General features: G+C 33.3%; 7 protein-coding genes. 1 reads left to right on the top strand and 6 read right to left on the bottom strand.

The window, feature by feature from the left end; translation table 11 throughout:
* Window positions 1-517 precede the first annotated feature (517 nt).
* Complete coding sequence (locus V7068_RS20655) at window positions 518-2,743, bottom strand: dynamin family protein (protein WP_499714350.1); 2,226 nt, start codon at window positions 2,741-2,743, stop codon at window positions 518-520.
* A gap of 1,353 nt (window positions 2,744-4,096) precedes the next feature.
* Between V7068_RS20655 and V7068_RS20650 the strand changes: the two genes are divergently transcribed.
* A complete protein-coding gene (locus tag V7068_RS20650; RefSeq protein ID WP_499714349.1) occupies window positions 4,097-5,869 on the top strand; it encodes a GmrSD restriction endonuclease domain-containing protein in 1,773 nt (590 codons plus the stop codon).
* Window positions 5,870-6,624: 755 nt separating this feature from the next.
* Here the strand turns inward: V7068_RS20650 and V7068_RS20645 are convergent.
* The 5 genes from V7068_RS20645 to V7068_RS20625 all read right to left on the bottom strand — a co-directional run.
* Window positions 6,625-7,728, bottom strand: a complete 1,104-nt coding sequence (locus tag V7068_RS20645; RefSeq protein WP_499714348.1) for a hypothetical protein — start codon at window positions 7,726-7,728, stop codon at window positions 6,625-6,627.
* Window positions 7,718-9,358 (bottom strand): helicase-associated domain-containing protein, encoded by a 1,641-nt coding sequence (locus V7068_RS20640; protein WP_499714347.1) that lies wholly within the window; start codon window positions 9,356-9,358, stop codon window positions 7,718-7,720. The genes V7068_RS20645 and V7068_RS20640 overlap by 11 nt, the downstream gene beginning before the upstream one ends.
* A 12-nt stretch (window positions 9,359-9,370) precedes the next feature.
* Window positions 9,371-9,931, bottom strand: a complete 561-nt coding sequence (locus V7068_RS20635) for a metal-dependent hydrolase (RefSeq protein ID WP_499714346.1) — start codon at window positions 9,929-9,931, stop codon at window positions 9,371-9,373.
* Between the two features lie 521 nt (window positions 9,932-10,452).
* Entirely contained in the window at window positions 10,453-13,041 is a 2,589-nt protein-coding gene (locus tag V7068_RS20630) for a hypothetical protein (protein ID WP_499714345.1), read from the bottom strand.
* A 271-nt stretch (window positions 13,042-13,312) separates the two neighbouring features.
* Window positions 13,313-14,108, bottom strand: a 796-nt coding sequence (locus V7068_RS20625) for a hypothetical protein (RefSeq protein ID WP_499714344.1), incomplete at its 5' end; no start/stop codon positions are given.

Genomic DNA, 14,108 nt, shown 5'->3' with positions numbered 1-14,108 from the left:
GTTACCCACTAATTACCAAATCCTCATTAAGGCACAACGATTTCTCCTTCATTAATAAATGCTCATCATTCTTAAACTAATATCAGTATGACGCACTTCACACGTGTCATGTATACAGCGTGAACAGATTTATAATATGCCCCAGTATATTCAATGACCGCTACCCTTTCTAAAAAACTGACTTAAAGAAAAAATAGAAGATAGTAATCTATCACTATTGCCTAAAATTCAAAATTAAGAAGACAACTGCCTGTTAAAAAAGAAGAGAGCTTGGATCCGCCTCCAAGCCCTCTCAAACCGAAATAATGAACTCTACTAGTAGGTGCCAACCGCGATTGAATTTTTATGACTATTGAAAATACAAAAGGATTATCAAGTATGTTAGTACAGAGTTTTTGCTATTGCACATAAATTCTATTCTACCATTTGGCGATTATTTCTTCCCATTGAACTAAACGTTTGGGTTATTCCAATCGGCTTTTAACTATATTATTTTTTCGTTGAGTCTTTTTCACACTCATATTGTGATTAGTTCCGATAATGGTACATTCTTCAGGAACTCTTTTAAATTATTCGCTTCATTGATATTTTGTTGTATTTCTTCATCACTAAAGGAAGAGATCATATTGTCTAATTCAGCTAAGTTCTTTTTCCATTCTTCATCTAAGTAATCTGCTGCTACGTTGAACCCTACTTCTGTATCATTCCAAAATTTATTTATTTCACCGACAAACTGTTCAAATGCCCCTTGTTTTGAGTATTGAGCAACAATTTTCTTAGCAACACTTTTCTGCCACCCGCCTGACATAAATGTAAATACAGAAAGGCCAACAATGACAGCAAGTGCAATGCCTAATGTTACCGGTCCACCTAGAGCGGCTACAGCAGATGCAGCTCCCGCCGTTCCTCCTGCGATGGAAATACCAAGAGCAGATAGTACACTCACTCCTTTAGCCACTAAAATATAAGCACCCAAATTTCCGAGAGTGGATGCCCAAATTGCTAGACCGCCGAACGTGGCTAAACCAGCTAATCCGCTCGCAAATACTTTTGCAGAGTCAAAAGGAATCTCAAATGTTTTTAACTGAAGATTATCAAATCTATTAATCTGAATGTTAAAGTTCTCCAAATATTCATCAATAATTTTATTGAGTTCTTTTGATTTGTCTTTTAGTATATTCTGGAGTTTCCCTTGTAGTTTACTGCTTAAAAACCCAGCTAAAAGTTCCATATCTTCTTTTTTCTTCTTATATTTCTTTAATCTAATCGTTTCAACGATATTATCAACTGAAATAATTGAATTAAATTCACTTTCAAACTCTCTTACTGTTTCTAGATGAAGCCTCTTTACTTTTTCGCCCACTTCTTTTCTTGCCTTTTGGTTTTCCTTTTCTCTTATAGGTTCGTTTTTTTTTCTTTGCTCAAATATTTTTTTATACTCTTCCCGCTCTTTAATTATCTCCATATATTGTTCAACTTCTTTTCGAAGAAATTGTTCTTGAGCTTGAATGTATTGTTCAACAGAATTTTTTGCATTCTTGTTAATAATAGCAGGAAGAGTTTCTAACAATTGTTTCAACTCTTCTTCAAAAGATTCTCTTAAGTAAGGTTTATCCGTGGTATATGTGAAGAATCGTTTCTTTAAATCATCAATTGTGTGTACGCTTCCTGATTGCTCCTCACGATTTCCCCAAATTTCTTCTGGAACTTCATTAAACAACCTTTCAGCCCCTGCTTTTAAAATATTATCTAAGTCTTCCTTACTTCCCTTATTTACAGTGTGTGCCTGAGAAGCAACGATAAACAAATTATTAAGTGAATCTAGTTTATTTTGCTTGTTTTCAATAACTGGTAATGAATTAAGGGTAGATTTTAAAAACTCAATATCCGTTCCTCTTAAGAAACCATTTGCTATAGATAAGTAAATAACAATGTCAGCAAATTCTCTGGACTTTTGTGCCAAAATATCGTCATTTTTCCTATCGCCTGTACCAAATCCAGGTAAATCGACAATATCACATACTTGTAAGATTGAACTATCTAAATAAACAACAGCTGCTGATACATCTTCAATATTATATTTATCCCCTTGACGAGTTCCATACTTTGCTAGAATACTTGCATCTCCACCCGCTATTTTGCGTTGTTTACAATATTCATTGTCATTAAATTTTTTCGTATCAAACCCAGCCTTTTCTGCTTTAAAAATCCAAGCCTCATCTTCTTTCATAAAATCAGGCCGATCGTTAATGTGTTTAATATGTACACTAATGGACGTCGTTGGCGTCCATGAAGTAGGCATTTTTTCTTTCCCAAGCAAGGAGTTTATCAACTTACTTTTTCCTGCATCTGACATACCTACTATAGCTACTTTGGGTTTTACTATTGTTGAATAAATAAGAGATTCAAGTTCCTTAATCATTTTCTGATACTTAGTATTGTTATCAAGTTGTAAATCACTTTTTCTATTTTTTATATATTCCAACATTACCTCTTTAAAAAGTGATGGTGTTTTCCAAGTATTGTTTACTTGCAGAGCTTCAGGTGCTTGATTTTTATATCCAACTAAATCTTCTAAAGAATCTCCTGTAGCTCTAGCTAGTTTTATTAAAAAACTTACGTCATTTATTTCTTTACTTTCTTCTAATTTAATTATATCTTCTATGACCATGTTAAGCATTCTTGCCAGGTCCTCTTGCGAAACCTTTAAAACATCTTGTCGATACTCCTTTAGGTTAAACATATTTATCTCCTTTGTTAATAAGTGGTATTATTCCATTTAATAAAAGTTTATGCTATCAGCTTTAACGAGTCAATAGTACTAGTATTTTTTTACTACTATTTATTTTTTAAAGAACTCTACATATTTCGTTTCATTAAAATAAAATAAAACGCCACCATTAGGTGAACGTTTATAAGAGTCATTTAGTCTTTTCAAAAATATCCAAAAATCACCTATGGGCAAGGAGTGTGTATTAACGGCGTATATCCACAAACTTACATACTATTTAAGCTTGAGAAGCTATGTTATTTTCAAAACAGCAAAAAATGACACATTCAAATAGAATGTGCCTTTTTATTTCATAATTTTCACTCTGATACAGTTAGGCCTGAGTAGGGAACTACAGGTATAGGTTTAAGCAGCCTTAATTAAGTGGTAAACACGGACCTCCTAATACTAGGAGACAACATAAACAAGCTAACTAAACAAAAAGATGACTTGGTTTACATAGTTAATTTTCGGATTAACACTTTAAGAATTAAGCAGAAATATATGGTGATTCAGAAGATGAGTAAAGATGTAAAATACCGCTCATAATTGCTGTTATGAGCGGTAATTTCGTTAATAGTAAATAGAAAAGTATACCTACTTCAGTTCTTGTTAAACTAATGCCCACTTTAGTCGATTTTCATGGTAGTAAAAGAGAGCTGCCGCAATGACAACTCCTTATTTCAAGTCATATAAAAAGGATAGAGTAACTATCAACTATGAAGTTCAAGCAAGTACTTCTAATCCTACTGACATTGCCGTTGTTCTCGGCCCCACGGTCTTCAGATATAAATAGTATCTTTTTATTTGCTCACTCTTGTTCTTTTATATAACTAGCTATAATTCTTTAATCAGGAACCTTAGGGTTTAGTTCTATTGACTCGATCTAATCATTCTTAGCAGAAGTGAACTTAACAGCTCCATCTCGCAATACTTCCTCTATCATTCTGCTTGCCCTTCTAGCCAAATGCCCAAAATCTCCATTAGTTTTATGCTTATCAAGTCCTGTCATAACTGTTCTTGATAGTAATATCCCATTTGAAAAGCACTGATGTCTCATATTTCACTAAACTATTTAAGCAATTGATTTATTTAAGCTTGATGAAAGCTGCTTTGAACTACTATATGCCTTATAAGCAAATTGGTTATAAATTTAATATAATCTTGACACTCATCAATAGTATCTACCTAATTTCCCATCAAGGATTATACTATATTTGAGCCAATTGATTGACTTCCATTTGTGCTTTAAATCGAAACTGGGTATATTATTTTGGGTAATTAAGGTATTATGAGAATATATAGTAATATAGGGGTGATTTTTAAGTGAATATAGCACCACGCGGTATGAGTGTAATGAACTTATATCAACTTTACCGAGAAAATAGATTATTAGTAAATAGAAAATATCAAAGAAAACTAGTTTGGACTCGTGCTGAAAAAGAAGCCTTAATTGATAGTGTTTTGTCCCAATACCCTATCCCCTTAATCCTCCTTGCCGAAAAAGGAACTGACGAAAAGAAAGAAACTATATTTGAAATAATTGATGGTATGCAAAGGCTAAATTCACTATTTAGTTTTATTGAAAACCAATTTTCGATTAACAACATGTATTTTGACATTACTCAGCATCCAACAGCAAATACACTTGCAAAAGAAGGTGTATTCGTTGCTGTCAATACTGATGATGTAAAGTTGCTTGAAGCTAAAAAGTGTGCTGCATTTTTAGAATATCAATTACCTATTTCTACTTTTCAAGGTACTGAAGAAGAAATTATCGAGGTTTTTGGAAGAATAAATTCCAATGGAAAACATTTATCTCCACAAGAAGTTAGGCAAGCTGGTAATACAACTGTTTTCTCTAATTTAGTCAGAGATTTAAGTTCTGAAATTAGAGGTGATGTTTCAAGAGAGATTCTTCCTTTAACAGATATGCCAGAAATTAGTATAGATTCGAAAAAAATATCACTTGGGTATGGTATTTCTGCTGATGAAACGTTTTGGTGCAATCAAGGGATTTTAAGAGTATCCCATGTAAGAGATAGTGAAGATGAGCAGTTAATAGCAGATATCATATTATCAATCACTTTAAATGAACCTTTTTCTGCAACAAAAGATAATTTTGATGATTACTATCAAAACGATAAGAAAAAACTACAAATAGAGTCTGCAATAGCAACTTATGGTAGAGATAATCTTAAAAATGATATTAAATTAGTATTCGATAAAATAAAATCATTAACAATATTGGGAGGTTCAGAAAAGAATTTCTTAAGAAATACTTTGAATCCTAATGCATCTGGTAATGCAGCAAAAGAACCTTATTACACACTTTTTATGGCAATGTATAAATTATTAATTTTAGAGGGTATGGAACCATTTAATTACAATGGAATCTTGGAAAGTTTACATAATTTGTCTTCTCGAATAAAATCAGGTAAGAGCATTAGTACTAGCAATAGAATTGCTAATATAAGTTTAACAGTAGGTTTATTACAAGATAACTTTAGAAAAGCAAAACATTCACTCAGAAGTATTGGTACCTTATTAATTGATTTTGAAAACTATCTACGATTCTCAAAAGTAGAACCAGCTTTCTATGATTTTAAGCAGGGATTTTATACATTAGGAAATGAAAGGAAATTTGATGAAGAGAGTTTTGAAAAAATTACTCATAACATCGCAGCCATGGCTAACCTTGGTAAGAATAGAGTAGGATGGTTATTTATAGGTGTAACGGATCGTGAACAACATACAGAAAGAATTGAATTATTAGATGGAATTACTGCTCCAAGGATTAGTGATTTTGGAATAGTTGGCTTAGAAAGAGAAGCCGGTTTAAAAAAGGTTAGTTTGGATCAATATATTTCTTTCATTACAGATAAAATACTCAGTTCACCTCTCCCAGAAAAACTAACATCGAATATTGTTTCAAAAATGCATGTATTAAATTACAAAGGTAATTCAGTATTAGTGTTAGAAATCGAATGTGGAGATGATCCATGCTGGCTTGGGTCAGACTTGTATGTTCGTGATGGAGGTAAATGCATAAAAATAGCTGGACCAGAAGTAGGAACCGTTTTTGCGAGATTTAAATAGCAACCCAAATTTGACAAGAGCAAATTGTCAATAAATCAATCAAAAATTTGTTGCTGTAATAACCTTTTTAATACTTATATTGTAAATCCTGTACTTAAACAAACGGGGCAGTTTAGTGAAATAAGAAATTGTCCCGTTTTAGTAGAAGGGTCTAAATACCTATTTAAATTGGATTTATTCATCCTCTTTTAAACACTCATAATAGATATTATGGGCCATTAGACAGAGATATAATTAACGTGTCAGAAATTTTGTACTAAGCCTCTAAAGAGCCAATTTACTGTATGTTAAGAAATCAATATTTCGTAATTTATTCTCATATTAAACCCGCAAACAATATAAATTCAAATATAAACGCCTCAGTGAAAGGGCTAAATATGACTTCTCCCCTATTGTTCAGCCAATACTAGTAAACACCTTCTAAAGTGGTTACTTGATCTGTTACCGGCACCCACAGGTTCAAAATCTAATCAGTAAGGAATAAACCTATAAATATTTATTAAAAAGTAATAACGATTGATACTTTTTCTTTAGTTATAGACTCTGTTGAAAGATAATATTGATAATTAGTAAAAAATAAAGGACCCGTCGAAGGTCCTTTATACGTTTTTTCTGTTCAACTAAACGTACCCGTTAATGAAAAAACTCCCCCTTATTACTGACAGTATTCCCCTGTATACTTGAATATAATTAATGTAAAATTTATCAAGAATTATGATTTAATCTAACTCTTGATTTCCATTACTCTCCTGCAATTATTTGATTAAACTCTTAAGATCATAGTCCACTACACTAGGAATGTTTGAACTTATGGCTACTAGCGTTTGATAAAACTCCTTTGCTTTTTCATTTTTCTTTACACAATCTAACTCTATATTAAAGACTAAAAAATAGTCAGAATCCTTTAGTGAACAATACGGCATTAGCTCGAAAAGAACAAACGGATCGTAATGATAGGGAACAAAAACTTCAAATGAGGCTGATACTAAAATCGTTTCTCCGGTCCATAACGGATGAAATTCCTTTTTGGTAAGAAACCAGCTTTCAGGGGTCAACTGTACATATGTTTTCTCTTGATCTTTATGAACCCAGATAAGCCCTAATTGTTTTACTTGATTATATTCGATTGATGTATTCGAAATAACAGTCATATCCACCCACTCATTAGGTTGATTTTGATAGTCGGAAACCTTTTGTAAGAATAACCACTCACGTTCTCCAAGCTTCGTTTTATAAATGGTCATTAATTGTCTACTAATTTGATCATTCTTCCATTTCGTAAAGGCTGTAGAGTTTAGTTCGTACAAATCTTTTGTTTTGGAGATTAGACCTGTTTTAACTAGGATGTTTATTTGTTCCCAGGCTATTTCATTATCCATACATAATTCTTTTAATAGCTTACTAAAGTTACTATTATTCTTTTTCCTTGTTAACTTAATCGATTTCATACGATCAAAATACAATAGTACCAACAAAACATTTAACAAGAAGCCATGAACAACTTCCTCACTTTTTGAAGGAAATGTAGTTACATAATTTAACCTTGACCATTGGCAAATTCTCCTTTTAAAATCTTCAGGAAGTTCCCCTTCAACAAGGATACCATAATCACTTAATTCTTTTTTTTGATGGACATCCAATGGCTTTTGTACATGAGCATGTAGCTCTAAATCTTTCATTGTTATACTACTAAACTGTGTAATTACTCGTCGGAAATTTTTCACATCCTCATAACATTTAGCAATAGAATTTGAAAGCCAAGGTTTCTTTATATTGTTAAAGGGAGGCAATCCAAGTCTTTGGTATATGACATTTAATTCCTCTTCGCTTAATTTCATAAGTGCTTCTTTATGACTCAAAAAACTCCCCCCTTTCCATTAATTCATCAAATGTAAGAATCCTATACCGGAATCCTAAATTAATGAGACTTTTTCTTCTTTTTGCATAATACTTTTCTTCGTCCGTATCTTGTGAAACAAGCGCATATAAAGTAGCTATTTTTCTCCCTTCTTCTGCTTTTATTAATTTTCCTAATCTAAGGTATTCTTCCCGTTCCGATCCTTGTTGGTAGGATAATGCAATCATCACATCGATTGACTGTAAATTCATATTTTCTATTAAGCTCCACGAAGCAAGTAACTTATCGACTTCTTTATTATTAAATTTGCGAATAAGCAATTGTCGTTGATCTTCAGTTAAATAACTTGATAAATTAGCTATTTGGAAATGTTCGCTACAAGTTTGAGTCACTTCGTTAAAATAAGAAACTAGTAACACACGCCTTGTGACTTCCTTTTTTAATATTGTGGAAACAACTTTATATTTATAGCTATTAGTTGAATCAGCATTTATCTTGTCTTTAGGATTTCTCGCTAAGTAGTCACACCGTTCGGCCTCAGGTAACGGAACTTTTACCTCTATACAATTAACCGGTACCTGATAGTTCTTATTTACCAGTGCAGAATAAGATATTTCGTACCATCTAGGTCCAACCAGGGCATACACAAGATTACCATTCTCCTCAGATCTTGCGAGGGTTGCAGCTAAAGCCAATTTATTCGTAGCTCGAATATCAGCAGTTAATTGATGAGTTGGAGTGGGAAGGTTATGTGCCTCATCATAAATAATAAAACCAAAACCTTCCAACTCATCAATATGCCTTGCTAATGTTTCATAAGTCCCAATTGTTATTGGCTTTAAATCGGTTCCCGATTTTTCAAATATTGTTATGTTTTGTTCCGATAAATCTGTTGATTCAATGATTTGCTTGTACCATTTTTCTACTTTGTATTTATCTTTCGTAATAATTAGCGTCGTTGTTTTCAGCGCTTCAATTAATTTCAAACCAACTAAAATCTTCCCTGAATTTGGTGGCATAATGATTGTCCCGCCACCCCCAGCTTGATGATTAAAAGTCAGATATTCATTCACAGCTTGAAGCTGATAATCATAAAACGGTTCAAATGTGCATTTTAAATCTAAAGGCTCGCCGAATTTATAAATAATATCTTTCACAAACAAATTGTTTTTAAATAAGATTTTTTTGATCTCGGTCCGATATCTGGCTTTAAAAACAAGGGTTGTATGGTCCGGATTGTCGATAATTTTCGTCTTTATTAATTGGATTTCTTTAATAGTCTCGATTAATTCCTTCGTTCTTGCTGTCAACAATAACTGATCTTCTTTTATTGAAAACTCTAAAGCACCAAAATGATTCATATTTTTTTTAATATCCATTTTAAGTGATTCTGGTATTGCGTTCTGCGAATGTTTTTCCAGAAAATCAATGATATAATCGGCTTGAATGTGTTTAGCTTTTGCTGTCCATAATGCATATGGAGATAAATTGAAGGTATGGACTTGTTCAGGTGCTTGAATAAAATCTGCAAATTCATTTAATTGTTGACTTACCTCCCCTTTCTCATCTAAAGCTTCCATTACATACACATTTCTAGTTGACGAATGGACAACTAAAGGCTTTGAATACATTCCATCACTTCCTTAAAACGATGTAAGTAATTTTAACAGCTCTATTAGTGCACGAATGCTTGATACAATAAGATCTGCGGTAGACTGAATCAATGAAATATGTAAATTGCCAATAATAAATACTAGATAAAGTAAAAGAAAAGTAAAAATGAAAAATAAGATGTCTTCAGTCCAACTTCCTGTTTTATAGGAAATTGGAAGTTTAGGACGATAATTGTTAATTGGAGTAAGAATAGGAATGCTACGGACAGAAAAAAAATCACCAATTAGATGAAAGAGGTATCCCATTGAGATTCCTATGGTTAAAGGAGAGGGAAAAATAAGACAAACCATCGAAACGACAAGCCACGCGAATATACCATGAGTAATTCCGCGGTGACCGCACTTTTGTTTTACAAACGCAGCAATACCAAATGACCTACGACCGATAAACGAATTTGGCTCATCGATATCAGGTAATAGGCTCCCAAGACTAATACCAGCTACATACCCAATATGAAATGGATAGTTAAAAAAAATAGATAAACCAGCACCAAGTGTTAACGAGCTTACGATGTGTGTTTTATAACGCAAGAAAACCAAGCCCCATTTATTTTTTTATTGAATGGATATGCTTGTATATCTATGGATATTACTGTTTTCTATGCATGACTTAATATTACAAACATCAATTAAAATATTTATATCTTATATAAAATATGAACTTAACGTACAAAGTTCCCAATAATCAACAATCTCCTACACCTCTAAACTCAGACGCACCAGGGGGGAGTATATTGCGTTTTGTTGCATTCCTAAGATAAATCTGCACTGCACACCACTCTAAAAACAAAAGAAAGAAAGGCAATCTAAGTATTTTTTATAAAAGACAGCAAGTACAACTTATTTGCAGGAGTATAACATTGCTGTAATAACATCCTTAGTAAATATCGTTAATTACATTATATATATTAAATTATTGTACTTATTGTCCTTTACTATTAATTATGTAGGTATCTCCTATTCCTTTTCATATTAAACATTGTCCTTTCATTGTCACTCTAATGGAATAGCTGTACTAAAAAGGCTGCGACATAGTAGTCGCAACCCATTTTTTATTTAATCCAAGTCTCCACAGGGATACCTAAATCGTTTTCTAGTTGATAAGCATCAATGATTGTACATCGTTTTTGAATAATTAACGTTCTTTTGGCACTATTACTAACTTTGACATACCCCTTTGCATCACTGTTTTCAACTAAAAAATTTCTAAATTGACTATCTGATATCACATCACCAAAGTAGTTATATTCGCGACAGAATTTTCGAAGCTCTGCGAACCATCTCTTTGTAGCTAATATTAGCTCGCCTTTACTATCATCGAATAAATAATCTACACCAGACTGGAAATCTCTAGAACTATCAACCATTGTTGCTGTATGCTCCATTAAACGATCAAGGGAACTTTTAGCTTCCTCTCCTACTAACTGCCTTACTTGAGAGTTTATTATTGTATCAAAAGGGATTGAAATCTCTAATCCCACCTCCCCCGCCAAAGAGCTAAAAATGCTTAAACCTACTAGGACGATGGCGATATTAATAGACACCCGCTCTGGTAAGTCATAGTCATCATCTATTGAATCCCTATACTTACTATAGAGTTCAGCTAGATTAAACTTGTTACTTTCTAATTTGGCAAGTAACCATTGAACATAGCCTCCAAAGAAGTTGGACAACTTCAATTTATTGAGTTCACGATACATCTTCTTGTATTCTTGGTTTTGCTGAAAGACATTCGGACTTAACTTAGCCATTACAATTCTCTCCATTAGATTTGGATCTTCAAATGATGTCTCCCCCATCCAAACTATTGGAGCGGTAAATTGATAATCCACTGTGCTTTGGTTTTGTAATCCTCTTGAATCATGTGCAGCCTTGTAAGCATTTAATGCAAAGCCTTTAATTTGATTTAAATACTCTCTCGGCATATTCATAGGACGATACTCATCAAGGTATAGAGGAATAGCATTTAATAAATCCATCTCTCTCATAACAGAAAATGGAGGGCGGGAACAAGATCTGATTTCTTTATTTCCAAATAACTTACCAAATACTTGAGCAGTACTTGTTTTCCCTGATCCCTTTGTCCCCCACATCATTAATTGAGGGAAACCTCCATCAGCTATTTTACGTACTAATGGGGCGAGAGGAGAAACAAAATGCCATCCAATCAAAGAGTAAATTACTTCTTCTTGATTAATCTTAGGAAGAAGAGTTAACACTTCCTTCGCTAATTGTTCCCAGTTATCAATCATGTTAATTGTAATGGAACGTTCCAAATCCATAGAAGCACTAGTGAATTTTGGAACATACACAAGCTTCGAATCGTTCACTACACCTTGATAATTAACGACTCTTTCTTGTGTAATAAAAAAATCATCATGTAGTCCAATTTTATTGACCCCAATTTTCTCAATGACTTTCTTTGTTAAAAGAAATTCACGTAAATATTGAATTTCTTTATCCCCTCCTAACCAACTAACTTTACTACTATTAATAGCAGTTAGAAGTTCTTTTTTAGTAATCAGAGATTTGTAGTCAAGAAGAATGGTAAGCTTTGTACCATCATTAACTACGACCTCTCCCTTCAATATTTCGTTATTATCTAACAAAATACGTTCCGATGGTTGAAAAACGAAATTGGAAAGACGTTGTTCCCCGCGATAATAACAACCATCCTTTTCTTGAATCTCTGTTGTTTCAGTACCTACAACATCATTGTTATTTTCACCTTTACTAATGCGTTGCAGAACACTATTAATAGCATTTTCAATGTAAGGTAATTGATGTTGGTGGGGGCGCTCAAGAATCTTTTCGCTAATACCCCAGTCAGGGTTAGTTAACACAAATGCAACCTCACTAGGAGAATGGCCATTTTCTAACATTGACCATGTAACTCCAAATACCTTTTCAGAACGATGATGTTTTTCTCCCCCTTCCATAATAAGCCGTTTGATATGAATAGGTACCTTCAAATCATCCAAACCTATAGCTTTGAAGCTATCAATTACAACCTTTTCAACTTTTGCCATAGATGTACTGATTTCAACATCGGTTAGATAAGCAAAGTCGTCTATACTATAGACAACACCAGTAAGCTCTATAAGTTCACAAAACTTTGGTTGTGACTCCTCTTTAACATTCCAACTGCTAGGGAGTCGCAACACTCTTACAAGGTCACTAGTGTTATCTGCTTTAGCTAGTTTGTGCAAACGAGCACTTAGGGACTTTATTTTCTCCCTTGATTTTTCATCAACCACCTTATACGGCTTATCGAACTTAAAATAAGCATGAATACCATTACCACTTGATACAATTGCAGATGGTGGTGTGGGTAAACTAGCAACAATTTGAATAGCATCCTCCATTGTTGCATGTTTAGGATCAATGTCCAGCCACACTCCTGGAACATCTTTTACAAATTCCTCAGTCCCTCCTCCACGTTGACTTCTTGTAGCTACACTAAAATAAACATTGAACTTTTCCTCAAACCCAGTATTTACAAAACGTTTCAACAGTTCTTCATTAATGTCATTAACATCAACAAATCTTCTATCACGTACACCTTCCTTTCCGATAAATTTAAATTCAACATACCCTTCTGATCCTTCAAACCAGAATGGTAATAACAAGAAATCATTCATAGATAAATCTCTCCTTTTAATTGTTTACACAGTTTCCTGCCTATAATTTCTATACGAATTGAATCTGGGGATAGTTAAATCCTTCATATAATAATTTTGATATGATCATTAACAGCCTCTCACACTTCATATATGTATCTAGATTTAAGAATCCACAATACCTTATGTCTCTACCTTCAATATTTCGTTACCATCTAACAAAATACGTTCTGACGGTTCAAAAATGAAATTGAAAAGACACTGCTTTTTTCGATTAACACTCCTCTTCTTCTTAAATCTCTATTATATTTTCTTCATTACCTTCATCATCAATATCATCCGCTCCTATTGCAAAACATTGCAGGACTCTATTAACTGCAAGTTCAATGTAAGGTAATTGACGGTGATAAGGGAGTTCAAGAATCTTTTCGCTAATATCCCACTCCGGATTAGTTAACACAAAAGCAACTTCGTTTGGAGAATGGCCATTTTCTAGCATTAACCATGTAACTTGAAATACTCTTTGAGAACGATAGCCTTTTTTAGTCCCCTCCACAATAAGCTGTTTAATATGAGTAGGTAGCTTCAAATCATCCAGACTTATAGTTTCCAAGTAATCAATCGTCACTTTTTCAAATTTTGTGATAAGGTTACTAAGTCCAACGTCTGATAAATAGGCAAAATCATTTATACTATATCTAGCATCAGTACACTCTATAACTTCACAAAACTTTAGTTGTGATATCTGTTCTACATTCCAGCTTGCTGATAGTCGCAACATCCTTACTAAATCCGCTGTATGACCTACATTCAAAAATTTGTGTAAACGAACACTTAATGCTTTTATTCTCTCTAAAGAATCCTCGTTAGTTATTCTAAAGACTTCATCGAATTTAAAATAGGCATGAATACCATTACTACTCGATACAATTGCGGATGGTGGCGTAGGCAACTTAGTCAGCATTTGAATAACCTTTTCCATGGTCTTATGTTTTGGATCAATATCAACCCATAAACCGGGAACCTCTTTTACAAACTTTTCCGTATCCTCATATCGACTTCTTTTCGCCACACTAAAATAAACATTG

The sequence above is a fragment of the Bacillus sp. JJ634 genome (assembly GCF_036962285.1).
Lineage (GTDB): Bacteria > Bacillota > Bacilli > Bacillales > DSM-1321 > Peribacillus > Peribacillus asahii_A.
This window is presented reverse-complemented; position numbering and strand designations above follow the sequence as displayed.